This is a genomic window from Actinophytocola sp. (genome assembly GCF_035762905.1).
In the GTDB taxonomy this organism is placed as follows: Bacteria; Actinomycetota; Actinomycetes; order Mycobacteriales; family Pseudonocardiaceae; genus DASYTH01.
On record NZ_DASUCC010000155.1, the window covers coordinates 120889 to 143688 of the forward strand.

19 protein-coding genes, 1 tRNA gene and 1 riboswitch are annotated in these 22800 nt (G+C 71.2%); of the genes, 10 read left to right on the forward strand and 10 right to left on the reverse strand.

Translation table 11 applies throughout. The features are described from left to right. Positions 1 to 5: 5 nt before the first annotated feature. From VFV67_RS34440 to VFV67_RS34450, 3 genes are read right to left on the reverse strand one after another with little or no spacing between them, the layout of a single operon-like run. Positions 6 to 770 carry an ABC transporter permease gene (locus tag VFV67_RS34440; RefSeq protein ID WP_326474904.1) on the reverse strand — a complete coding sequence of 255 codons (765 nt, stop codon included), beginning with the start codon at positions 768 to 770 and terminating at the stop codon, positions 6 to 8. Beyond that, positions 760 to 1764 (reverse strand): ATP-binding cassette domain-containing protein, encoded by a 1005-nt coding sequence (locus VFV67_RS34445; protein ID WP_326474905.1) that lies wholly within the window; start codon positions 1762 to 1764, stop codon positions 760 to 762. The genes VFV67_RS34440 and VFV67_RS34445 overlap by 11 nt, the downstream gene beginning before the upstream one ends. 49 nt (positions 1765 to 1813) lie before the next feature. Then, positions 1814 to 2422: a PadR family transcriptional regulator gene (locus tag VFV67_RS34450; protein WP_326474906.1), complete on the reverse strand. Its 609-nt coding sequence runs from the start codon at positions 2420 to 2422 to the stop codon at positions 1814 to 1816. 56 nt (positions 2423 to 2478) lie between these two features. Here VFV67_RS34450 and metG point away from each other — a divergent pair, with 56 nt between their 5' ends. From metG to VFV67_RS34490, 8 genes are all read left to right on the forward strand, one after another. Beyond that, positions 2479 to 4272, forward strand: a complete 1794-nt coding sequence (gene metG, locus VFV67_RS34455) for a methionine--tRNA ligase (protein WP_326474907.1) — start codon at positions 2479 to 2481, stop codon at positions 4270 to 4272. A gap of 137 nt (positions 4273 to 4409) precedes the next feature. Next, entirely contained in the window at positions 4410 to 5204 is a 795-nt protein-coding gene (locus VFV67_RS34460) for a TatD family hydrolase (RefSeq protein ID WP_326474908.1), read from the forward strand. Positions 5205 to 5497: 293 nt separating this feature from the next. Then, complete coding sequence (locus VFV67_RS34465) at positions 5498 to 6985, forward strand: ubiquitin-like domain-containing protein (RefSeq protein ID WP_326474909.1); 1488 nt, start codon at positions 5498 to 5500, stop codon at positions 6983 to 6985. A gap of 38 nt (positions 6986 to 7023) precedes the next feature. Beyond that, a complete protein-coding gene (gene rsmA / locus VFV67_RS34470) occupies positions 7024 to 7890 on the forward strand; it encodes a 16S rRNA (adenine(1518)-N(6)/adenine(1519)-N(6))-dimethyltransferase RsmA (RefSeq protein ID WP_326474910.1) in 867 nt (288 codons plus the stop codon). 107 nt (positions 7891 to 7997) lie between these two features. Beyond that, positions 7998 to 8087, forward strand: a riboswitch (SAM riboswitch). A gap of 172 nt (positions 8088 to 8259) precedes the next feature. Beyond that, on the forward strand, positions 8260 to 9279 hold the full coding sequence (locus VFV67_RS34475; RefSeq protein ID WP_326474911.1) for a methionine ABC transporter ATP-binding protein: 1020 nt from the start codon (positions 8260 to 8262) through the stop codon (positions 9277 to 9279). Between the two features lie 27 nt (positions 9280 to 9306). Beyond that, positions 9307 to 10272: a 4-(cytidine 5'-diphospho)-2-C-methyl-D-erythritol kinase gene (locus VFV67_RS34480; RefSeq protein WP_326474912.1), complete on the forward strand. Its 966-nt coding sequence runs from the start codon at positions 9307 to 9309 to the stop codon at positions 10270 to 10272. After that, positions 10272 to 12038 (forward strand): ABC-F family ATP-binding cassette domain-containing protein, encoded by a 1767-nt coding sequence (locus tag VFV67_RS34485; RefSeq protein WP_326474913.1) that lies wholly within the window; start codon positions 10272 to 10274, stop codon positions 12036 to 12038. Before VFV67_RS34480 ends, VFV67_RS34485 begins: the two co-directional genes overlap by 1 nt. A gap of 20 nt (positions 12039 to 12058) precedes the next feature. Continuing rightward, positions 12059 to 13753: a fatty acyl-AMP ligase gene (locus VFV67_RS34490; RefSeq protein WP_326474914.1), complete on the forward strand. Its 1695-nt coding sequence runs from the start codon at positions 12059 to 12061 to the stop codon at positions 13751 to 13753. Positions 13754 to 14161: 408 nt separating this feature from the next. Here VFV67_RS34490 and VFV67_RS34495 read toward each other — a convergent pair whose 3' ends face one another. The 7 genes from VFV67_RS34495 to VFV67_RS34525 form a co-directional block, all read right to left on the reverse strand. Continuing rightward, positions 14162 to 14857, reverse strand: coding sequence for a DivIVA domain-containing protein (locus tag VFV67_RS34495; protein WP_326474915.1), 696 nt, complete (start codon positions 14855 to 14857; stop codon positions 14162 to 14164). A 22-nt stretch (positions 14858 to 14879) separates the two neighbouring features. After that, the gene (gene pth / locus VFV67_RS34500) at positions 14880 to 15452 is read right to left on the reverse strand and encodes an aminoacyl-tRNA hydrolase (protein ID WP_326474916.1); all 573 of its coding nucleotides are present in this window, start codon (positions 15450 to 15452) and stop codon (positions 14880 to 14882) included. Positions 15453 to 15475: 23 nt separating this feature from the next. Then, entirely contained in the window at positions 15476 to 16114 is a 639-nt protein-coding gene (locus VFV67_RS34505) for a 50S ribosomal protein L25/general stress protein Ctc (protein ID WP_326474917.1), read from the reverse strand. 191 nt (positions 16115 to 16305) lie between these two features. Then, a complete protein-coding gene (locus tag VFV67_RS34510) occupies positions 16306 to 17286 on the reverse strand; it encodes a ribose-phosphate diphosphokinase (RefSeq protein ID WP_326474918.1) in 981 nt (326 codons plus the stop codon). Positions 17287 to 17291: 5 nt separating this feature from the next. Further along, entirely contained in the window at positions 17292 to 18788 is a 1497-nt protein-coding gene (gene glmU, locus VFV67_RS34515; RefSeq protein ID WP_326474919.1) for a bifunctional UDP-N-acetylglucosamine diphosphorylase/glucosamine-1-phosphate N-acetyltransferase GlmU, read from the reverse strand. Positions 18789 to 18856: 68 nt separating this feature from the next. After that, positions 18857 to 20692, reverse strand: coding sequence for a GGDEF domain-containing protein (locus VFV67_RS34520; RefSeq protein ID WP_326474920.1), 1836 nt, complete (start codon positions 20690 to 20692; stop codon positions 18857 to 18859). 22 nt (positions 20693 to 20714) lie between these two features. After that, a tRNA-Gln gene (locus tag VFV67_RS34525) sits at positions 20715 to 20785 on the reverse strand. A 230-nt stretch (positions 20786 to 21015) separates the two neighbouring features. Here VFV67_RS34525 and VFV67_RS34530 point away from each other — a divergent pair. Continuing rightward, entirely contained in the window at positions 21016 to 21969 is a 954-nt protein-coding gene (locus VFV67_RS34530) for an acyl-CoA desaturase (RefSeq protein ID WP_326474921.1), read from the forward strand. A gap of 79 nt (positions 21970 to 22048) precedes the next feature. Further along, positions 22049 to 22654 carry a TetR/AcrR family transcriptional regulator gene (locus VFV67_RS34535; protein ID WP_326474928.1) on the forward strand — a complete coding sequence of 202 codons (606 nt, stop codon included), beginning with the start codon at positions 22049 to 22051 and terminating at the stop codon, positions 22652 to 22654. The last annotated feature ends 146 nt before the right edge of the window (positions 22655 to 22800 follow it).

The following is a 22800-nucleotide window of genomic DNA, read 5'->3' on the forward strand; positions in this document are numbered from 1 at the left end:
ACGGGTCAGGCGTTCTCCTTCTGGAACGTGCGGGCGCCCCACCAGACCGAGAGCACGGTCATCACCGCCAGCACGACGCAGCCGGTGAACAGGGCGTCCATGGCGAAGTCGCCACGGAACGAGGCCCGGCCCGCGTCCACGATGTGGGTCATCGGGTTGATCCGGGAGATCGTGTAGAGCCAACCGGGGGCCAGCCCGGTGGTGATCGGGATGAGGATTCCGGACAGCAGCAGCACCGGCAGCAGGATGGTGTTCAGCAGCGGGATGAACGCCTCCTCGCTCTTGAGCTTCAGCGCGAGTGCGTAGGAGCACGAGGCGAGCGCGATGCCGAGCATGACCACGATCAGCAGGCTGAGCAGGATGCCGCCGGCCGGTGCCTCCAGATCGAACACGAGCAGCGCGAGCACCAGGATCAGCAGCGCCTGGACCAGCAGCTGGATGCCGGCGTTGAGCACCTTGCCGAGCAGCAGCGCCAGCCGCCGCACCGGGGTGACCCGCATCCGCTCCAGGGCGCCGCTGCGCAGGTCGGCCAGGATGCCGAAGCCGGCGAACAGGCTGAACAGACCGAGCTGAAGGATCAGCGCCGGGGTGAGGATCACCCATGCGCTGCCGGGCGGGAAGCCCGGCGTGTTGTCCACGATCCGCTCCATCAGCGGACCGAACAGGAACAGGTAGAGCACCGGCTGCATGATGCCGATGCCGATCCACGCGGGGTTGCGCAGCGCCAGGGTCTGCTCGCGGCGCAGGGACAACCAGATGTCACGCAACACTTGCCGGCTCCTTCCCCTGCGGGGCCTGCTCGGCCTCGGTCTCCTGCTCGGCGTCGCGCAGGCTGCGCCCGGTCATGGTCAGGAACACGTCGTCCAGGGTCGGGCGGTGCACCTGGATGGACTCCATCGGGATGCCCTGGGCGTCCATCGCGCGCAGCAGTTCGGGCACCGCGGCGTCGCCCCGGGGCACCCGGAACCGCACCGTGGTCTCCGCCGCGGTGATCTCGTTGGCGCCGGCCAGCTGCTCGGCCAGCTCGGCGGCCTTGGCCAGGTCGCCGGCCGGCACCTCGACCCGGATCTCGTCGCCGGACACCCGGGACTTCAGCTCGTCCGGGCTGCCCACGGCGACGATCCGACCGTTGTCGATCACCAGGATCCGGTCGCACAGCGCGTCGGCCTCGTCAAGGTAGTGCGTGGTCAGGAACACCGTGGTGTCGTGCTCGTCGCGCAGGGACCGGATGTGGTCCCACAGGTTGGCCCGGCTCTGCGGGTCCAGGCCGGTGCTCGGCTCGTCCAGGAACACCAGCCGCGGGTCGTGCACCAGGCCGAGAGCGACGTCCAGCCGGCGCCGCTGACCGCCGGAGAGCGTCTTGATGATCCGGTCGTCGAGGTCGGCGATGTCCAGCCGCTTCATCAGCTCGACGCTGCGTCGCATGCCGTCGGCCTTGGTCAGGCCGTAGAACCGGGCCTGCAGCACCATCTCCTCGATGACCTTGAGCTCGGGGGTGGTGCCGCCGCCCTGGGCCACGTACCCGATCCGCTTGCGCACGCCGAGCGGGTCCTTGCGCAGGTCGCAGCCGGCCACGGTGGCCTCGCCCGCGGTCGGCTCGATCAGCGTGGTGAGCATGCGCAGTGTGGTGGTCTTTCCGGCGCCGTTCGGGCCGAGGAAGCCGACCAGCTCACCGGCCTCGACGGACAGGTCTACGCCTCGCACGGCTTCGACGGTGCGGCCACGGGTGCGGAAGGTCCGCGCCAGACCGCTGGCTTTGATCAAGGTCGTTCCCCTCTGTTAGTCAAGTTTGACTGTGGCTCACCTTATCGGGCTAGTCAAGTTTGATTATGACCGGGCTGTGTCCGAAGTGGTCCGGCGCGTCGTCGGCCATCACGTACTCCCCCGACCGCAACGTCTCGATCAGGTTCTTCGTCCACGTGATGACGGCCTCGAGGGTGATCATCCACAGCCGGTACAGCTCGGCCACGTGCGCCGGCTGGCCCCACTCGGTGCCCTTGGTCAGCACCCCGATCACGTTGGCCAGCTGTCCGTTCAGCTGGGTCAACCGGTGCTCGAGCAGGCCGATCGCCCGGGCCCGGGGCAGCGTGGGCAGGAACGTGATCGCCGCCGCGAGCGCGGGCCCGTCCTGCGGATCCGCGTGCACCTCGGCCAGCGACCGGGCGAGCAGGGCCTGGAACTCCGTCTCGCCGGCCGGGGTCAACCGGTAGCCGGTCCGGTCCGGCCCGGTCGCCGGCTCCACGTCGACCGGTTCCAGCAGGCCTTCGGCGGCCATCTTCTTCAACGCGTGGTAGATCGAGCCGGGCGCCACGTTGGCCCACTTGTCGGCCGACCAGGTCAGCAGGTCGCGGCGCACCTGGTATCCGTGCGCCGTTCCGTACATCCGTACCACGCCCAGCACCAGCAACCGGGTCGCCGACACCGGATCCTCCTAACCCGTTCGATGAGGCGGGCCGTCCCTCCGTAGGCTAGGCGGACATGAACAGTCCCGTGCTGACGGCGGTGGCCTGGCCCTACGCCAACGGTCCCCGTCACATCGGCCATGTGTCCGGATTCGGTGTCCCGTCCGACGTCTTCTCACGCTACATGCGGATGTCCGGCCACCGGGTGCTCATGGTCAGCGGCACCGACGAGCACGGCACGCCGATCCTGGTGCAGGCCGACAACGAGGGCCGCACGGCCCGGGAGACCGCCGACAAGTACACCCGGCAGATCGGCACCGACCTCGCCGGGCTCGGGCTGTCCTACGACCTGTTCACCCGCACCACCACCGGCAACCACTACCGCGTGGTGCAGGACCTGTTCGGCGCCATGTGGCGCAACGGGTACGTGGTGTCCCGCACCCAGCTCGGCGCGATCAGCCCGTCCACCGGCCGCACCCTCCCGGACCGCTACATCGAGGGCACCTGCCCGATCTGCGGCTACGACGGGGCGCGCGGCGACCAGTGCGACAACTGCGGCAACCAGCTCGACCCGGCCGACCTGATCAACCCGAAGTCCCGGATCAACGGCGAGATCCCGGAGTTCATCGAGACCGAGCACCTGTTCGTCGACCTGCCGGCGTTCACCGAGTCGCTCGGCGGCTACCTGGCCAGCCGGACCGACTGGCGGCCGAACGTGCTGAAGTTCAGCCAGAACCTGCTCGACGACCTCAAGCCGCGGGCGATCACCCGGGACCTGGACTGGGGCGTGCCGGTGCCGCTGGACGGCTGGCGGGATCAGCCGATGAAGCGGTTCTACGTCTGGTTCGACGCGGTGATCGGCTACCTGTCGGCCAGCGTGGAATGGGCCCGGCGCAGCGGCGACGACGACGCCTGGCAGGAGTTCTGGCTCAACCCGGAGGCCCAGGGCTACTACTTCATGGGCAAGGACAACATCGTCTTCCACTCGCTGATCTGGCCGTCGCTGCTGCTCGGGCAGAACGGCGCGGGCGACAAGGGCGGCACCCCGGGGCCGTTCGGCACCCTCAACCTGCCCACCGAGGTGGTCTCCAGCGAGTTCCTCAAGATGAGCGGCTCGAAGTTCTCCACCTCCCGCGGCACCGTGATCTACGTGCACGAGTTCCTCGACGAGTTCGGGCCGGACGCGTTGCGGTACTTCATCTCCGTGGCCGGACCGGAGACCCAGGACACCGACTTCACCTGGGACGAGTTCGTCCGCCGGATCAACTTCGAGCTGGCCAACGAGTGGGGCAACCTGGTCAACCGGGCCATCTCGATGGCGCACAAGAACGGGGGCGCGGTGCCGTCGCCGGGCCTGCCCACGGCCGCCGACGAGCAGCTGAAGTCCTTGTCCCGCAACGCCTTCGACGTGGTCGGCGGGCATCTGCGGCGGTCCCGGTTCAAGGCCGCGATCGGCGAGGCGATGCGGGTGGTCGGTGCGGCGAACAAGTACATCTCCGAGCAGGAGCCGTGGAAGCTCAAGGACGACCCGGCCCGGCGGGACACCGTGCTGCACACCGCGCTGCAGGTGGTGCAGGACGCCAACACGCTGCTCACCCCGTTCCTGCCGCACGCCGCGCAGAAGGTGCACGAGTTGTTGGGCGGCAAGGAGGTCTGGGCCGCGCAGCCGGAGCTGCGCGAGGTCGAGGATCTCGACGTACCCGGCCGGATCAACCCGATCCTGACCGGTGACTACGCCGCCGAGCAGGCCCGCTGGGAGTCCATCCCGATCGAGGCCGGCCGGCCGCTGGACAAGCCGACCCCGCTGTTCGCCAAGCTCGATCCGAAGCTGGGCGAGACCGGTCCGGAGTGGGCACCCATTCAACAGTGAGCGAGAGCGAGGCCGCGGTGCCGGCTGGACCGAGGAGCAGCGCAGCCGCGAGGGACGAGCGGCGAGCAGCGGACGAGGGAAGCCGGCGCCAGCAGCGGCCGAGCGGAGCGAACCGTGGGCACAGCGAGTTGCCGCCGGTGCCGGAGCCCCTTCCGGTGCCGGTGGTCGACGCCCACACGCACCTGGATGCCTGTGGTGCCAAGGAACCCGGCGACGTTTCCACAATGGTCGACCGGGCGGCGGCGGCCGGGGTGACCCGGGTGATCACGGTCGCCGACGACCTGGCCGCGGCGCGCTGGGCGGCGCGGGCGTCCACCTGGGACGATCGGGTGTTCGCGGCGGTGGCGATCCATCCCACCCGGACGTCGGACTTCGGCGCGGCGGACCGGGCCGAGATCGAGCGGCTGGCCGCCGGGCCGCGGGTGGTCGCGATCGGTGAGACCGGGCTGGACTACTACTGGGACTACGCGCCGCCGGACGCCCAGCAGGCCGCGTTCCGCTGGCACATCGATCTGGCCCGGCGGGTCGGCAAGCCGCTGATGATCCACTGCCGGGACGCCTACGAGGACGTGCTGCGCATCCTGGACGAGGAGGGCGCGCCGGAACCGGTGGTGTTCCACTGCTTCTCCGGTGACGCCGCGATCGCGCGGCGGTGCGTGGCCGCCGGTTACGTGCTCTCGTTCGCCGGCTCCGTCACGTTCCGCAACGCCGCCGCCCTGCGCGCGGCCGCCGAGCTGGTGCCGGACGGGCAGCTGCTGGTGGAGACCGACGCCCCGTTCCTGACCCCGCATCCGTATCGCGGCCGGCCCAACGAGCCCTACTGTGCGGCGTACACGATCCGGGACCTGGCGGACCTGCGTGGGGTGAGCGTGGCCGAGCTGGCGGCGGCGGTCACCGCGACCGCGGAGCGGGTCTTCCGGCTCCCGGCGTGAGGGCTTCGTTGCGGACCGTGCATGACTACGACAAACGGGTGACAGTCGTTCGTACTGAAGTGCTGTGATGGAACTCACGACACGCCCGGAAGTGTTTGCGCGATGCCCCCGGCACCGTTACTGTCCCGTGATCGAACCTGGAAGAAAGAAACGGTCCGGGTGGGAAGACCCGCAGTCAGTCCGGCGCAAGTCGGGGCGCTGACGGTTCGCTGGCTCGGGAACGGTGTAACGGAACGAAAGCGTGGATGTTGCGCTCGCGCGCGGCCTTCCGCCTTCAGGAGGTACTCGAACCTGTGACTGGCTATCGGACCAGCGACGCCGACGATTCGGTTTTCCACGCCGATACCGACTGGTTCACCCCGGTGAGCGTCCCCAGCACCAGCACCAGCGTGCTGAGCGAGGACTTCCGCGCCTGGCGCTCGGAGTTCCCCAACTACACCGAGTACTCCGAGTCGTTGGCGATCACGCCGCACGACGTCCGGGTCGCGCTCGGGCCGCAGGCCGACGAGCTGATGGCCTCGGCCAACGTCGACGTCGACGAGCTGATCCGGCTGATCAACGCCGAGACCACCGTCTTACCGGTCATCCCGGACGATCTGTCCGCGCTGCACCCGCAGCCGCTGCACGTCTACCAGTCCCCGCAGCCGACCGGCATCGGCACCACGGTCAAGCGGTGGAAGCAGAGCTTCCTCAAGTCCACCATCGCCGCGCTGCTGGTCACCATGATCGGCGGTGGCGCCGCGGCGATCGCCATGAACAAGTCCGTCACCATCGAGGTCGACGGTCAGACCGAGCAGGTCAACACCTACGCGTCCACGGTCGGCGAGCTGCTCGCCGACGAGGGCGTCACGGTCAGCGAGCACGACTCGCTGTCCCCGTCGCCGAGCGCCAGCATCGGTGACGGCGGCAAGGTCGTGCTGCAGCGCGGCCGGCTGCTGCACCTGACCATCGACGGCGAGCAGCGGGACCTGTGGGTCCGCGCCACCACGGTGGGCCAGGCGCTCAAGCAGCTCAACCTGGCCGCCGAGGGCATGTGGACGTCGGTGGGGGCGGACACCGAGGTGCCGCTGGACGGCATGACCCTCGAGCTGAAGACGGCCAAGAACATCACGCTGTTCGACGGCGGCAACCTCCCGCAGACCCTGACCACGAACGCGGTCACCGTCGAGGAGTTGCTCCGCGACCTCAAGGTCACCCTCGGCCCCGAGGACGCCGTCACGCCGACCGGCGACCTCAAGATCACCAACGGCGCCGAGGTGCGGATCACCCGCATGGGCGTGACCGTGATCAACCAGACCGAAGAGGTCGCCCCGCCGGTCCAGAAGCAGGAAGACCCCGAGATGGACCGCGGCAAGGAGGTCGTCCTCGACCCCGGCGCCGCCGGCGAGCGGATCGCCACCTACCGGATCACCATCAAGGACGGCAAAGAGGTCTCCCGCGAGGAGATCGGCGCGAAGGTCACCAAGGAAGCCAAGCCCAAGGTGGTCAAGGTCGGCACCAAGAAGCCGCCCCAGCCGGTGATCTCCGACGGCGAGGTCTGGGACCGCCTCGCCCAGTGCGAAGCCGGCGGCAACTGGGCGATCAACACGGGCAACGGCTACTACGGCGGCCTGCAGTTCAACCTGAGCACCTGGCAGTCCAACGGCGGCACCCAGTACGCCGCCTACCCCCACCAGGCCACCCGCGAACAGCAGATCGCCACCGCCACCCTGGTCCGCGACCGCCGCGGCGGTTACGGCGCCTGGCCCGCCTGCGCCCGCAAGCTCGGCCTGCCCACCTGACCCACCCCAGGTCCCGGACGGCACCCTAGGCTCGGCTCGTGACCACCGGGGACGCGGCGCTGCTGGGGCCGGCGCAGGTGCGGGCGATCGCGGCCGAGTTGGGGCTGCGTCCGACCAAGCGGCTCGGGCAGAACTTCGTGCATGACCCGAACACCGTGCGGCGCATCGTGGCGGTCGCGGACCTGCGGCCCGATGACGTCGTGCTCGAGGTGGGGCCGGGGCTGGGGTCGCTGACCCTCGGGCTGCTGCCGGCGGTCCGGACCGTGCTGGCGGTCGAGATCGATCCGGTGCTGGCCGACCGGCTCCCGCACACCGTCGCCGAGCGGGCACCCGGGCTGGTGCACAAGCTGATCACGGTCAACGCGGACGCGCTGCGGATCGGCGCGGACGCGCTGGAGCCGGCGCCGACTGCCCTTGTGGCCAATCTTCCGTACAACGTCGCCGTGCCGGTCGTGCTGCACCTGCTGGCCGAACTGCCCTCGCTGCGTACCGGGCTGGTCATGGTGCAGGCCGAGGTGGCCGACCGGATGGCCGCCGGTCCGGGCAGCCGGGTGTACGGGATCCCCAGCGTCAAGGCCGCCTGGTTCGCCGACGTGCGCCGGGTCGCCACGGTCCCGCGTTCGGTGTTCTGGCCGGTGCCCAACGTCGACTCGGCGCTGGTCCTGCTCAACCGCCGCGAGCCGCCGCCGGGCGCCCGGGAGGACGTGTTCGCTCTGGTGGACGCCGCGTTCGCGCAGCGGCGCAAGACCTTGCGGGCGGCCCTGGCCGGCTGGGCCGGATCCGCCGCTCGGGCGGAGGCGGTACTCGCCGACGCCGGCATCGACCCGACGGTCCGTGGCGAGCAGCTGACCGTCGGCGACTTCGCCCGGATCGCCCGAACGCGCAGCTCCGACCCGGTCCCTTAGGCCGCATCTGGGTGTCGCGCCTGAGGTGTGACATGCCAAACGTAAGCACTCAATTCCCCCGCAAGCGGGTTGCGTCGCGCCGCCCGGGTCGGGTGTACTGGCTGCAGTATCCATCCCGAGCGGCCGAGAGACCTGGATCGACGACGCCGCAGCAACCACCCACGGTGGGCAGGTGCTACCGCCAGGAACGATGGAGGAGAGAGTTGGGATGCGGATCCTCACCTCAAGGCGCGTGATCGACCAGTGCCGTCGCACGGTGAGCGGCTGTCCGGGCTGCTAGCCCCCGCCGCTGTTCTGTCCACATAGGACGAAATCTCACCGATTCCAGCCGCGACAACGCGGCCGCCATGCGTTGCACTGGGAGCAGAAGTGATCACCGTAGAGAACCTCACCAAGTCATTCCGCGGAACCACCGGCCCGGTCGTCGCCCTCGACGACGTGACCTTCGACGTCACCGCGGGCTCGATCGCCGGGGTGGTCGGCCCCGGCGGATCCGGAAAGTCCACCCTCGCCCGCCTCATCGCCCTGCAGGAACGCCCGGACAGCGGCGTCATCCGGCTGGACGGCCAGAACACCGCCGGGCTCGACCCGCGCCGGCTCCGGGTGGCCCGAAGTCAGATCGGCGTCGTCCCGGCCGGGGATTCGCTGATCGCTCAGCGCACCGCTGCCGGCAACATCGCCGCACCGCTCGAGCAGGCCGGCGTGGACGGCCCGCAGCGCCGCACCAAGGTTGGCCAACTGCTCGATCTGATCGGCCTGACCGACAAGGCCGCCACCTACCCGGACGCGCTCACCCCCGGCCAGCGCCGGCGGGTAGCCGTGGCCCGGGCGCTGGTGGGGGAGCCGACCGTGTTGCTTGCCGACGACCCGACCGGCGCGCTGGACCCGGACGGCGCCGCCGGGGTGCTCACCGTCCTGGACCGGGCTCGCGCCGAGCTGGGTGCCACGGTCGTGCTGACCACCACCGACGCCGGGGTGGTCCGCCGGATCGCCGACGAGGTGGCGATCCTCGACCACGGCCGGATCGTCGAACACGGCGGCCTGCTCGAGCTGATCCAGCGCCCGGCCGGCCAGGTGGCCGCGGCCGTGCTGCCGGACATCGACCCGGCCGCCGTCTCGACCACGGGGTCGACCGGGCACGACCGCGTGGTGGACGTGGTGCTGATCGGCTTCGCCGCGGTCGGCGCCCTGCTGCCCGAGGCGGCCAGTCGGTTCGACGTGGCCATCCCGGTGCTCGGCGGCGGCCTGACCCGGCTCGGCGAGACGCCCGTGGCCCGGTTCCGGGTCGGCGTCACCGGCGCGCGGGCGGACGGCGCGATCGACTGGATCACCGAACGCGGTGGGCTGGTCCACCCGGTTCCGGCGGGCATCCGAGGCGTCGCCGCGTAGGATGTGCCGCCCCGTAGGCTGCACGGTGTGCTCGCCGTCGTACCGCCGCCCGTCACCGTCCGGGTGCCGGCAAAGATCAACCTGCATCTGGGGGTCGGCGAGCTGCGCGCGGACGGCTACCACGAGCTGAGCACCGTGTTCCAGGCGCTGTCGCTGACCGACGAGGTCACGGTGGCGGTGGTCGAGGAGCCGGGCGTCGAGGTGCACGGTGAGGGCGCGCCGATGGTGCCGACCAACGCCGAGAACCTGGCCTGGCAGGCGGCCCGCCAGCTGGCCGGCTACGTCGGCCGCAACCCGAACGACCTCAAGATCCGGGTGGTGATCCGGAAAGGAATTCCGGTGTCCGGCGGGATGGCCGGCGGCAGCGCCGACGCCGCCGCCGCGCTGGTCGGCCTTGCCGCACTGTGGAAGCTGGAGCTGGGCCGGGACGAGCTGTCCACGATCGCCGCCGGGCTGGGCAGCGACGTGCCGTTCGCCCTGCACGGCGGCACCGCGCTTGGCACAAGGCGGGGCGAGCAGCTGGTCCCGGTGCTGACCAGGCACACACACCACTGGGTGCTGGCCTTCGACCGGGACGGGCTGTCCACGCCGTCGGTGTACGCCGAGCTGGACCGGCTGCGGGCCGACGGCGACCCGCCCCGGCTCGGCCCGGTCGAGCCGGTGCTTGAGGCACTGGCCTCCGGCGACCCGCGCCAGCTCGCCCTGTTGCTCGGCAACGACCTGCAGGCCGCGGCGGTGTCGCTGCGGCCGGGGCTGCGCCGCACGCTGCGCGCCGGGGTCAGCGCGGGCGCGCTGGCCGGCGTGGTGTCCGGGTCCGGGCCGACCTGCGCGTTCCTCTGCGAGGACGCGGACTCGGCGCTGCGGGTGGCGGCCGAGCTGGCCGGCGCCGGGGTGTGCCGAACGGTCCGGGTCGCGCACGGCCCGGTGCCCGGGGCCCGGGTGGTCGGCGGCGACGAGGCGCCCCGCCCGACGCCGCCCGAGGTCCACGCCTGATGGCCAACCTGGTCAACCTCGAGTCGGTCGGCAAGAGCTACGGGATGCGCGCGTTGCTGGACGGCGTCTCGCTCGGCGTGGGTGCCGGCGACCGGATCGGGGTGGTCGGGCTCAACGGCGGGGGCAAGACCACCCTGCTCGAGGTGCTGGCCGGGGTCGAGCCGCCGGACTCGGGGCGGGTCAGCCGCAACCGGGACCTGCGCCTGGCCGTGGTCACCCAGCGGATGGAGCTGCCGGAGGGTGCGACGGTCCGCACCGAGGTACTGGATCCGCTCGGGGTGACCGCGGAGCACGAGTGGGCGGCCGATCCTCGGGCTCGCGGCATCCTCACCGGGCTGGGCATCACCGCGCTCGGTCTGGACAGCCCGGTCGGCACGATGTCCGGCGGCGAGCGGCGCCGGGTGTCGCTGGCCGCGGCCCTGGTGCACGAGCTGGACCTGGTGATCCTGGACGAGCCGACGAACCACCTGGACCTCGAGGGGGTGCGCTGGCTGGCCGGGCATCTGGTGGCCCGGCGCACCGCGCTGGTCGTGGTCACCCATGACCGCTGGTTCCTGGACACGGTGTGCACCCGGACCTGGGAAGTGGTCGGCGGCCGGATCGAGCAGTACGAGGGCGGCTACGCGGACTGGGTGTTCGCCCGGGCCGAGCGGGCCCGGCTGGCCGAGACGGTGGAGGAGAAGCGGCGCAACCTGGCCCGCAAGGAGCTGGCCTGGCTGCGTCGCGGCCCGCCGGCCCGCACGTCCAAGCCCAGGTACCGGATCGAGGCGGCCGAGGCGCTGATCTCCGAGGTGCCGCCGCCGCGCGACACCGTGGAGCTGGTCAGCTTCGCCAAGCGCCGGCTCGGCCGCAGGGTGCTTGAGCTGGAGGACGTGACGCTGTCGGTGGGCGGGCTGCCGCCGATCCTGGCCGGCGTGACCTGGCGGATCGGGCCGGGCGACCGGATCGGCCTGGTCGGGGTGAACGGGTCGGGCAAGACGACCGTGGTGCGGTTGCTGGCCGGCGAGCTGGCGCCGCGGACCGGCCGGCGGGTGCAGGGCCAGACGGTGCGGCTGGCGTACCTGACCCAGGAGCTGTCGGATCTTCCGGACGAGTTGCGCGTGCTCGAGGCGGTCGAGGAGATCGCCCGTCGGGTCACGCTGGGCAAGCAGGAGCTGTCCGCGTCGATGCTGCTGGAGCGGTTCGGCTTCCCGGCCAGCCGGCAGTGGACGCCGGTCGGCGAGCTGTCCGGTGGGGAGCGGCGCCGGCTGCAGCTGTCCCGGCTGCTGATGACCGAGCCGAACGTGCTGCTGCTCGACGAGCCGACCAACGACCTGGACATCGACACGTTGCAGCAGCTGGAGGACCTGCTGGACTCCTGGCCGGGGACGATGGTCGTGGTCTCGCACGACCGCTACCTGGTCGAACGGGTGTGTGACAGCGTGTTCGCACTGTTGGGCGACGGCCGGGTCACGCATCTGCCGGGTGGCATCGAGGAGTACCTGACCCGGCGGGATGCCGCGACCGCCGTGCCCGCCCCCGCGGCACCGGCCGCGCGTGCGGTGTCCAACGCGGCCGGGCAGCGCGCCGCGCGCAAGGAGTTGGCCCGGCTCGAGCGCCGGCTGGACGCGCTGACCAGGCGCGAAGCCGAGCTGCACACGGCGCTGGCCGAGGCCGCCACGGACGCCGTGCGGCTGCTGGCGCTCGACGCCGAGCTGCGCAAGGTCATCGCCGACAAGGAGTCGGTGGAGGAGCTGTGGCTGGAGGCTGCGGCTGCCGCCGAGTAGTCCAGATACAGTGCGTGGTCATGAGCCGGTTTGTCGACAGGGTGTTAGAGACCGCGCGCACGGTGGGCCAGCACAACGGCGTGGTCACCGGTGAGCCGGGGAACGCGGTGCACACCACCTGGGCGCAGGTGCACGAGCAGGCCCGCGGGATCGCCGGGGATCTGGTGGCGCACGGGCTGGCCAAGCACGACGCGGTGGCCGTGCTGGCCGCCGAGCCGGCCGCGATCGGACCGGCGGTGCAGGCCGTGTGGCTGGCCGGCGGCAGCGTGACGATGCTGCACCAGCCGACCCCGCGCACCGACATCGCGCAGTGGGCGGCGGACACCGTCCGGGTGCTCAACATGATCGACTCGAAGCTCGTGCTACTCGGCGCCCCGTTCGACGCGCTGGCCCCGGTGCTCGAGGAGCACGGCATCGGCTACCGGCTGATCACCGACCTGGACGGCACCCACCCGCTGGCGGAGATCGTCGAGGTGGACGAGGACGCCCCCGCGCTGCTCCAGCTGACCAGTGGTTCGACCGCGGAGCCCAAGGCCGTCAAGATCACCCACGGTAACCTGATGTGCAACGTCGCGGCGATGGCCGAGCGGGCCGCCCTGGATGTCGAGAACGACATCATGGTGTCCTGGCTGCCGATGTTCCATGACATGGGGATGGTCGGCTTCTACACCACCCCGATGATAGTCGGCGTCCGGCTGGTGAAGGTGACCCCGGCCGACTTCCTGTCCGCGCCGCTGCTCTGGGCGCAGCTGATCACCAAGTACCGGGCCACGATCACCGCCGCGCCGAACTTCGCCTACGCGCTGCTCGGCCGCCGCCTGGCCGGGGCCGACGACGACGCCGGCTACGACCTGTCCACCCTGCGGATCGCGCTGAACGGCGCCGAGCCCATCGACGAGAAGGCGGTCCAGGCGTTCGTGGCCGCCGGTGCCCGGTTCCGGATGCCCGCGGAATGCGTGTTCCCGGCCTACGGCATGGCCGAGGTGACCCTGGCGGTGTCCTTCGCCCGGCTGTTCACCGGCCTCACCCTGGACCGCATCGACGCCGACCGGCTGGAGTCCGACGGCCGCGCCGTGCCGGTCACCGACGCCGAGCAGGACCATCCCGAGCGCACCGTCCGCGCCTTCGCCGTCCTCGGCCGCCCGCTGCCCGGCATCGAGGCCGAGGTGGTCGATGCCGACGGCAACCGGCTGGGCGATCGCGAGGTCGGTGAGATCCGGCTGCGCGGCGAAGCCGTCACCCCCGGCTACCTGACCGTCGACGGCCCCGTCCCCACCCAGGACGCCGACGGCTGGCTCGCCACCGGCGACATCGGCTACCTGGTGGACGGCGAGATCGTCATCTGCGGCCGGCGGAAGGACGTGATCATCCTCGCCGGGCGCAACATCTACCCCACCGACGTCGAGCGCGCCGCCACGTCGGTCGACGGCGTCCGCGCCGGCAACGCCGTCGCCGTGCGACTGGACGCCGGCACCCGCCGCGAACGCTTCGCCGTGGTGGTCGAATCCCGCCACGCAGGCGACGACGACGCCGCGAAGCTGCTCCGCAAGCAGATCGCCGCCCGCGTCTTCGAAGCCATCAACGCCCGCCCCTCGGCCGTCCTCGTGCTCCCGCCCGGCACCCTCCCCAAGACCCCCTCCGGCAAGCTCCGCCGCGCCGCCGCAGGCGACCAACTCGCCGCCAGCATCCAGACCCGCGAATCCGAATCCGTCTAACCCCCGGAGCCCCGGCCCCAGCAAGCCGAGTCGCCGGGCCTGGCACCCGAGTTCCCGGCCCCAGCATCCGAGTTGATGGCTCCCGGGCTTGAGTCGCCGAGCCCGGCAGGGATCCCGCTGGTGCAGGTGGGCCGGGTTGGTCTGGGTGCCGGCCCCGGCTGCGTCGGAACGCTCGGGTCGGTCGACTTGGCGGGGCTGGGCCCGGCGTTCCGTGGCACGGCTGTGGGCAGGTGCTTGGTGCACACAGTCGGGGCGCGGCCTGCCCACAGCCGTGCACCGGCCATTGGTGCTCGGCTGGCAGGCCGCGCGAGTTGCCACCTCCAGCAGCTGAGTTGCTGGCCCCAGCACGTGAGTTGACAGTTCCGGCGGCGCGAGTTGCTGGTTCGGAACGTGAGCGGTGGGTGGGTATTAGCCTTCGCGGTTGCGGAGTTCTTCGACCCAGGCGGCGATGACCGCGTCGACGGCGTCGGTGTGGTAGCCCTGGCCGTTGAAGAAGGTGCGGGCCAGGCGGGCGTTCAGCAGGTCGGTGGAGGTCGGGCCGTTGGGTTGTTCGATGGCGATGGCGAGGAGGCGGGCCAGTTTCTCGACGTCGCCGGGGCGGTAGCCGCGGGCGCCAGGGGGAGCGGGCGGGATGGGCAGGGCCAGCAGCTCGAACGGGGCCTCGGAGGGCTCGGCGGGCTGCGCGGGCGGGTAGCCGGGCATCGAGGGCGGCTGGACGAACGGCATCGGGGTGGTCTGTTCGGAGGGGTGCGGTACCGGAACCGGGACCGGCTCGGGGCCGGCCGGGTGCCGGGAGGCGCGGCGCGGGGCGGGGCCGGCACCGGTGGGGGAACCGGCGCGGGACAGGTGATCGAGGGTGGTGGCGACCTGGTCAAGGAACCGGTCCACCTGCTCCTCGTGGTAGCCGCGCTTGATCCGGGGGGCGTCCTGGAAGACGACCATGCGGACCTCGTCGGCGGTCAGACCGTCCGCGCCGGCCAGGGTGTCCTCGACCCGGTCAAGGAAGTCGTCGACCTCCTGCTCGTTGTACCCCCGCTTACCGAGCGGTGCCTTGTCGAAGACGACCTCGCGCACGTCCTCCGGGGTGAGAAGGTTGCGTTCCATTCGCGAGCTGCCTCCGCTTACCTCAGCCGGCGTGAAACAGGTTCTGCGCCGCCGTCAAACCCTTGCTGACCAACGCCTCCACCGCGTCGGCGCACCGGTCGACGGACAACGCCAACTCCTTGCGTTCGACTGCGGAGAAGTCGCGGAGCACGAAATCGGCCGGGTCCATCCTTCCGGGCGGCCGGCCGATCCCGAACCGCACGCGATGGTAGTCCTTGCTCGCCAGCGATTTGGAGATCGCACGAAGACCGTTGTGACCGTTCTCACCGCCGCCGAGCTTGAGCCGGACCGTGCCGTACGGCAGGTCCAGCTCGTCGTGCACGACCACCAGCCGGTCCAGCGGCACCTTGAAGAACCGCACCGCCCCGGCCACCGGACCGCCGGACAGGTTCATGAACGACCGCGGCTTGATCAGCGCGACCCGCGCGCCGGCCAGCCGGCCCTCGAGCAGATCCGCGCCGGACTTGCTCTTGAACTTGCCGCCCATCCGGTCGGCCAGCTCGTCGGCGACCAGGAAACCGACGTTGTGCCGGTTCCCGGCGTACTGCGGGCCCGGGTTGCCCAGGCCGACGACGAGGGTCGGCGCGGAATCCATGGTGCGCTCCGCGCGGGCTGCGGTCAGCTCTCGCCGGACTCGCCGGCCGCCTCCTCGGCGACCAGACGGTCCTCGGCCTCGGCGCCCTCGGCCGGCTCGGCACCGAGGTCCTCGGCGGTCGGGGCCACGTTCACGGCGACCACGAGCGCGTCCGGGTCGGTGGCCAGCACGGCACCCTGGGGCAGCGACACCTGGCCGGCGGTGATCTGGGTGCCGGCCTCGGCGCCCGCGATGGACAGCTCGACGTGGTCGGGGATGTGCAGCGCCTCGACCTCGATCTGCACGGTGGTCAGATCCTGGGTGACCAGGGTGCCCGGCACCGCTTCGCCAAGCACCACGACCGGAACCTCGACGGTGACCTTCTCGCCGCGGCGCACCAGCAGCAGGTCGACGTGCTCGATGTAGTTCTTGATCGGGTGCGTGGTGACCGTCTTGGTCAGCGCCAGCTCGCTGCTGGCATTGCCCAGTTCCAGCGTCAGCACGGCGTTCTGGCCGTGCTCGCGGACCACCCGGGCGAACTCGAGTGCCGGCAGCGCCAGGTGCTTGGGATCGGAACCGTGGCCGTAGAGGACCGCGGGGATCTTGCCGGCGCGACGCGTGCGGCGTGCGGCGCCCTTACCGAACTCGGTGCGCTGCTCGGCGGCCAGACGGACCTCGGACACGGTGGTGCTCTCCTTGCTGACGAATCAACCAAAGACTGGTGAGGGGCGGCGGCCTGCGGCGGCGAGCGGGCGCGGATACGCGCGGCTATGATCAGCCGCCGCGTCGATCACGCCAGGCGTGTGCGCCCACCCTCGCCGAGGCAACCCAGCCAGTTTACGCGTTCACCGTCAGGAGCACGAAACGGGGGCGGTCAGGCGTTTCCGTCGAACAGGCTGGTGACCGAGCCGTCCTCGAACACCGCCTGGATCGCTCTGGCCAACAGCGGCGCGATGGACAGCACGGTCAGACCGGGGAACCGCTTCTCGTCCGGGATCGGCAGCGTGTTGGTGAGCACCACCTCGTGCGCGCCGCACCGGGCCAGCCGCTCCGGGGCCGGGCCGGAGAGCACCCCGTGGGTCGCCGCGATCACCACGCTGCCGGCGCCCTCGTTGACCAGCTGCTCGACCGCCTTGGCGATGGTGCCGCCGGTGTCGACCATGTCGTCGACGACGACGCACATCCGCCCGCGCACCTCACCGACCACCCGGTTGGCCATGACCTCGTTGGGCCGCAACGGATCCCGGGTCTTGTGGATGAACGCGATCGGCCGGCCGCCGAGGTCGTCGGCCCACTTCTCGGCGAGCTTGGTGCGTCCGGCGTCCGGCGAGACGACCGTGATCGGCTCGTTGGCGTAGGCGTCCTTGACGTAGGAGGACAGCAGGGTCTGGGCCAGCAGGTGGTCCACCGGGCCGTCGAAGAATCCCTGGATCTGGGCGGTGTGCAGGTCCACGGTCATGATCCGGTCGACCCCGGCGCACTTGAACAGGTCGGCGATCAGCCGGGCCGAGATCGGCTCGCGACCCTTGTGCTTCTTGTCCTGCCGGGCGTACGGGTAGAACGGCATGATCGCGGTGATCCGCTTGGCGCTGGCCCGTTTCAGCGCGTCCACCATGATCAGCTGTTCCATGACCCACTGGTTGATCGGCGCGGCGTGGCTCTGGATCACGAACGCGTCGGTGCCGCGCACCGACTCCTCGAACCGCACGAAGATCTCGCCGTTGGCGAACTCGTACGCGGACTGCGGCGTGATGCTGACGTTGAGGTGCTTGGCGACTTCCTCGGCCAGTTCGGGGTGCGCCCGGCCGGACAGGAACATCAGGTTCTTTTTGGGAGTACCGGACTTCGCGCTCATGGTGATCATCCCTCGCCGTCCCGGTCAGCCTCGCGCTCATCATTGTGTCGTTCCACGGCGTCCAGCGCGCGTTGTGCGGCCTCGGCCGATGGTGTTCCCTGCCGGTGTTTGAGCACCCACCGGTCGAATATTCGTTGTGGTCCGCCGGAGACCGCGAGCGCGCCGGGCGGCACGTTGCGCCGGATCACCGCGCCGGCCCCGGTGTAGGCGCCGTCGCCGACGTTGACCGGCGCCACGAACATGTTGTCCGAGCCGGTCCGGGCATAGGACCCGACCACGGAGCGGTGCTTGGCCACCCCGTCGTAGTTGACGAACACGCTGGCCGCGCCGATGTTGGTGTGCTCGCCGATGGTCGCATCGCCCACATAGGACAGATGCGGCACCTTCGACCCGGTGCCGATCTCGGAGTTCTTCACCTCGACGAACGTGCCGATCTTGCCGCGCTCGCCGAGCTCGACGCCGGGCCGCAGGTAGGCGAACGGGCCAACGCTCGCGCCCGCACCGATCCGCGACTCGCGGCCGTGCGTGCGGATCACGCTGGCCCCGGCGCCCACCGCCACGTCGGTCAGCGTGGTGTCCGGGCCGATCACCGCGCCCTCGCCGACCTCGGTGCGCCCGCGCAGCTGCACGCCCGGTTCGATCAGCACGTCCCTGGCCAGCCGCACCCCGGCGTCCAGCCAGGTGGTGGCCGGGTCGATCACCGTGACCCCGGCCCGCATCCAGGTCTCGACCAGCCGGCGGTTGTACTCGGCGCTGAGCGCCGCGAGCTGCACCCGGTCGTTGACGCCGCGCACCAGCCACTCGTCGGCGCACGCCACCGCGCCCACCCGGTGCCCGTCGGCGCGGGCGATGCCGATCACGTCGGTGAGGTACAGCTCGCCCTGCGCGTTGGCCGGGGACAGCCGGGCCAGCCCGGCGGTGAGCACCTCGGCGTCGAAGGCGTAGATGCCAGAGTTGATCTCGGGGATCCGGCGCTGCTCCTCGGTCGCGTCGCCCTGCTCGACGATCGCGCTGACCGCGCCGTCGGCGTCGCGCAGGATGCGGCCGTAGCCGGTCGGGTCCGCGACCACGGCGGTGAGCACGGTCACCGCGTTGCCGGCCGCGGCGTGCTCGTCGAGCAGCCCGGTCAGCGTGCCGGTGTCCAGCAGCGGCACGTCGCCGTAGGTGACCAGCACGGTTCCGGCGGCCAACGCCGGGATCGCCTCGATGCCGCAGGCCACGGCGTGCCCGGTGCCGTTCTGCCGGTCCTGCACGGCGACGGTGATCGTCCGGTCCAGTTCGCCGGCCAGGCCGGCCAGCTGCTCGGCGACCTGGTCCCGGCCGTGCCCGATGACGACGGCCAGGTGGTCCGGACCCAGCCCGGCCGCGGCCCGCACGGCGTGCTCGATCAGCGGCCGGCCGGCGATGCCGTGCAGCACCTTGGGTGTCGCCGAGCGCATCCTGGTGCCTTCCCCGGCGGCCAGAACGATCGTGCTGAGTTGGGTACGGCCACCGTGCGGCATCGGGTGCTCTCCATCGATCCAGTACGTGTGCACGTCACCAGGGCGCGAACAACCCAGGTAGGCCGATCCTACGGGCTGTCCGGGAGCACCCATGGCCGGTCGGCCTGGGGTTCGGCTAACTCCGTGGCGAGCGTCACGGCCGCGACGTCGGACAACCTCGGCAGGTGTTCCTGGTCACCGCCGCCGCCCTCGGTCACCGCGGAGGTGGACACCACCCCGTTGCCGCCCTTGCGTTTGGCTTGATACATGGCGGCGTCGGCGCGGGCCAGCGCCCGGCCGGCGGACTCCTGCGGGCGCAGCGAGACCACGCCGACCGACAGCGTCACCCCGTGCGAGAGGTCGTGCGGCAGCGCGGCGACCGCGGCGGCGGCCCGGCCGAGCGCGGCCTCGGCGGCGTGCAGCGGGGCGCCGGGCAGCAGCACGATGAACTCGTCGCCGCCGTAGCGGGCAACCATGTCGTTGCCGCGCAAGGTGTCCCGCAGCGTGCTGGCCACCACCCGGAGCACGTCGTCGCCCTCGGCGTGCGACATCCGGTCGTTGACCACCTTGAACCCGTCCAGGTCGACCAGCGCGATGGCCAGCGGGTGGTTGGCCGGCGAGGCGACCAGGCTCTCCAGCCGTTCGTCCAGCGCGCGCCGGTTGGGCAGGCCGGTGAGCGGGTCCTGCAGCGCCTGCCGTTCCACCGCGCCGTGCCGGCGGGCCAGCCGCTCGTGCTCCCGCCGGGTCTGCAGCGTGGTGATCCGCGACTCGCGCATCGTCCACAGCTGCTCTTCCAGCTCGGTGGCGTAGGTCTCCAGCGCGTTGGCGGTGCGCTCGCCGCCCTCGCTGCCGGACAGCCGGGCGTACTCGCGGATCAGGCACAGCCGCAGCGTGCGTTCGGACTCGTGCTCATGCAGCCGGTCCCGGACGTCGCCGAGCACCTTCACCGCCTGTTCGGTGTGCCCCTCGGTCTCCAGGCAGCGGGCCAGCGCGATCGAGACCAGGATCAGGTCCCGCGGGTAGAGGGCGGCGTCGGTCATGCCGCACAGCCGCTCGGTCCACATGCTCGAGGGATGCGCGAGGGCGTGCGCCGCGCCGACCACGGGCTCGGCGGCGACGGCCGCCTCCTCCGGTCCCTCCGGGAACAGCGCGTCCAGCGCGGTGGCGATGGCGGCGGCGGTGGTGAACCGCTCGATGGCCATCGCGCTCTCCCCGATGCGCTCGAGGCGTAAGCCCCAGCCGAGCAGCATCCTGGTCCGGTTGACCAGGTGCACGGAGATCATCTGTGGCCCGCCGCTGGCCCGCACGTAGCGGTTGGCCCTGGTCATCACCTTGTCGGCCGCCTCGTAGACACCGAGCTCGGTGAGCACGAGGCCGATGTCCATCAGGGTCTCGGCCATCAGCACGTCGGAGGTGCGCCGGCCGAGCATGATGTCCGGGACGATGTCCTCGTCCAGGATGGCCAGCGCCACCGCCACGTCGGACAGTGCCTTGTCCTCGGCGCCGGACAGCAGCTGGCGCCGGCCGCGCAGGGCATGGGTGTCCGCCTGCAGCACGGCTAAGCCGTGCCGTCGGGTGTGCGCCAGCAACTCGTCCAGCAGTGGCTCGGCGGAGTCGGCGAACCGCCCGTCGGCGATCCTGATCACGGTCGCCGCCCGGAGCAGCTGGGCGACCATCCGCGGCTCGCCGCGGTGCTGGGCCTCGGCCAGCAGGGCGTCGAGCTCCTCGGTGCGCCGCTGCCGTTCACCGACCTCGCCGGTGCGCGGTGCGGACAGCAGCTCGCGGGCGCGACCGACGAGCCAGGCGTCCGAACGCTCGTTCGGTCCCGGCAGCTCGGTGCCGTCCGCGCTGCCGTCGCGGTCCGTGTCGCCGTCCACGCTCGCGGTCCACCCCTTGGTCAGACCGTCATTCGTCTGCGTTGTCATCGTTCTCCCGCAACACTCCCCGCTCCGCCGCCAGGATTCGAACCTGAACCATCAGAACCAAAATCTGAGGTGCTGCCTTTACACCACGGCGGATCACGTCCGGATGGCCGGTAACGAACCGGCATCCAGCGGACATCGTGGCACGACTACCCACCGCTGGTCAGTACGCAGGGGCGACTATTTCCGGCGCGCGTCCAATTGGGTGTTATGTGGATCACACTACGCGGCGTGGCGATTACCCCATGGGACTGGCGCTGTCCGGGTTGTCCAACCTACGCTGTCGTAAGTTAGGCGCCCCTTAGTAGATGCAGAGGTAGACCAGGATGACGACGACCCTCGATCACAGCGCCGGGACGGCCGAACGCGGGCCAAAGCCGATCACCGAAGGCAGGCGCTCCCTGGCGAACAAAATCGCGGTCTACGTGTTCATCCTGGTTCCGTTCGCCGCGCTGATCGCCGCCGTACCACTGGCCTGGGGGTGGGGGCTGACCTGGGTGGACGTCGGGCTTTCGGTGTTCTTCTTCTACCTGACCGGGCTGGGCGTGACGATCGGCTACCACCGGTACTTCACCCACGGGTCCTTCAAGGCCAAGCGCGGCATGAAGATCGCGCTGGCGATCGCCGGCAGCATGGCCGTGCAGAGCCCGCCGGTCACCTGGGTGGCCGACCACCGCCGGCACCACGCGTTCTCCGACCGGGAGGGCGACCCGCACTCCCCGTGGCTGTTCGGCACCTCGCCGTGGGCGCTGGTCCGCGGGTTCTGGCACGCGCACATGGGGTGGATCTTCGACCACAGCGTGACCAACAAGCAGCGGTTCGCGCCGGACCTGCTTGCCGACGAGGACATCGTGCGGGTCAACAAGCAGTTCGCCTGGTTGACCACGCTGACCTTCCTGCTGCCGGCCGTGCTCGGCGGGCTGATCACCTGGTCCTGGTGGGGCGCGGTGACCGCGTTCTTCTGGGCCGGCTTCGTGCGGGTCGCGGTGCTGCACCACGTGACCTGGTCGACCAACTCGGTCTGCCACATGATCGGTGAGCGGCCGTTCGTCAGCCGGGACAAGGCGGCCAACTTCTGGCCGCTGGCGATCCTGTCGTTCGGCGAGTCGTGGCACAACCTGCACCACGCCGACCCGACCTGCGCCCGGCACGGCGTCAAGCGCGGGCAGATCGACACCTCGGCGCGGCTGATCTGGCTGTTCGAGAAGTTCGGCTGGGTCTACGACGTGCGCTGGCCGACCCCGCAGCGGTTGGCGAAGATCACCGCCGAAGCCGGCTGATCCGACGGCGGGCCGCGCCGGGACCACCTAGAGTGTCGAGGTGGCGACTTCGCGCGGCTCCTCGGTCGGCCGGGTGCGCATGACCGGCCGGGAACGGCGCGAACAACTGCTCGACGTCGCCCGGTCGCTGTTCGCCGAGAAGGGCTTCGATGGAGCGTCGGTCGAGGAGATCGCGCACCGGGCGAGCGTGTCCAAACCGGTGGTCTACGAGCATTTCGGTGGCAAGGAAGGCATCTACGCGGTCGTGGTGGACCGGGAGATGCAGTCCCTGCTCGGCCGGATGACCTCGGCGCTCGGCGAGGAGGCCCACCCCAGGATCCTGCTGGAACGGGCCGCGCACGCCCTGCTCGACTACGTGGAGTCCGCCGCCGACGGCTTCCGGATCATGGTCCGGGACTCCCCGGTCCCCGCGTCCACCGGCACCTTTTCCAGCCTGCTCAACGACATCGCGTCCCAGGTTGAGCACATCCTCGCGGTGCAGTTCGCCGCCCGCGGCTACGACCGCAAGCTGGCCACCCTGTACAGCCAGGCCCTGGTCGGCATGGTCGCGTTCACCGGCCAGTGGTGGCTGGAGGCCCGCAAGCCCAAGAAGGACGAGGTCGTCGCCCACCTGGTCAGCCTCGCCTGGAACGGCCTGTCCCACCTCGAGGGCAAACCCACCCTCCGCGAGCGCCCGACACCCTGAGCCGGCCGGTGTGCCTCGGCGCCGCAGGCGCCGGCCTGCGGCCGGCGCCTGCGGCGCGGAACCCGGGGACTCGCCGGGCGCAGCCGGGGACTCGCCGGGCTGCAACCGGGGACTCGCCGAAGGATCCGTGTGCCTCGGCGAGTCCC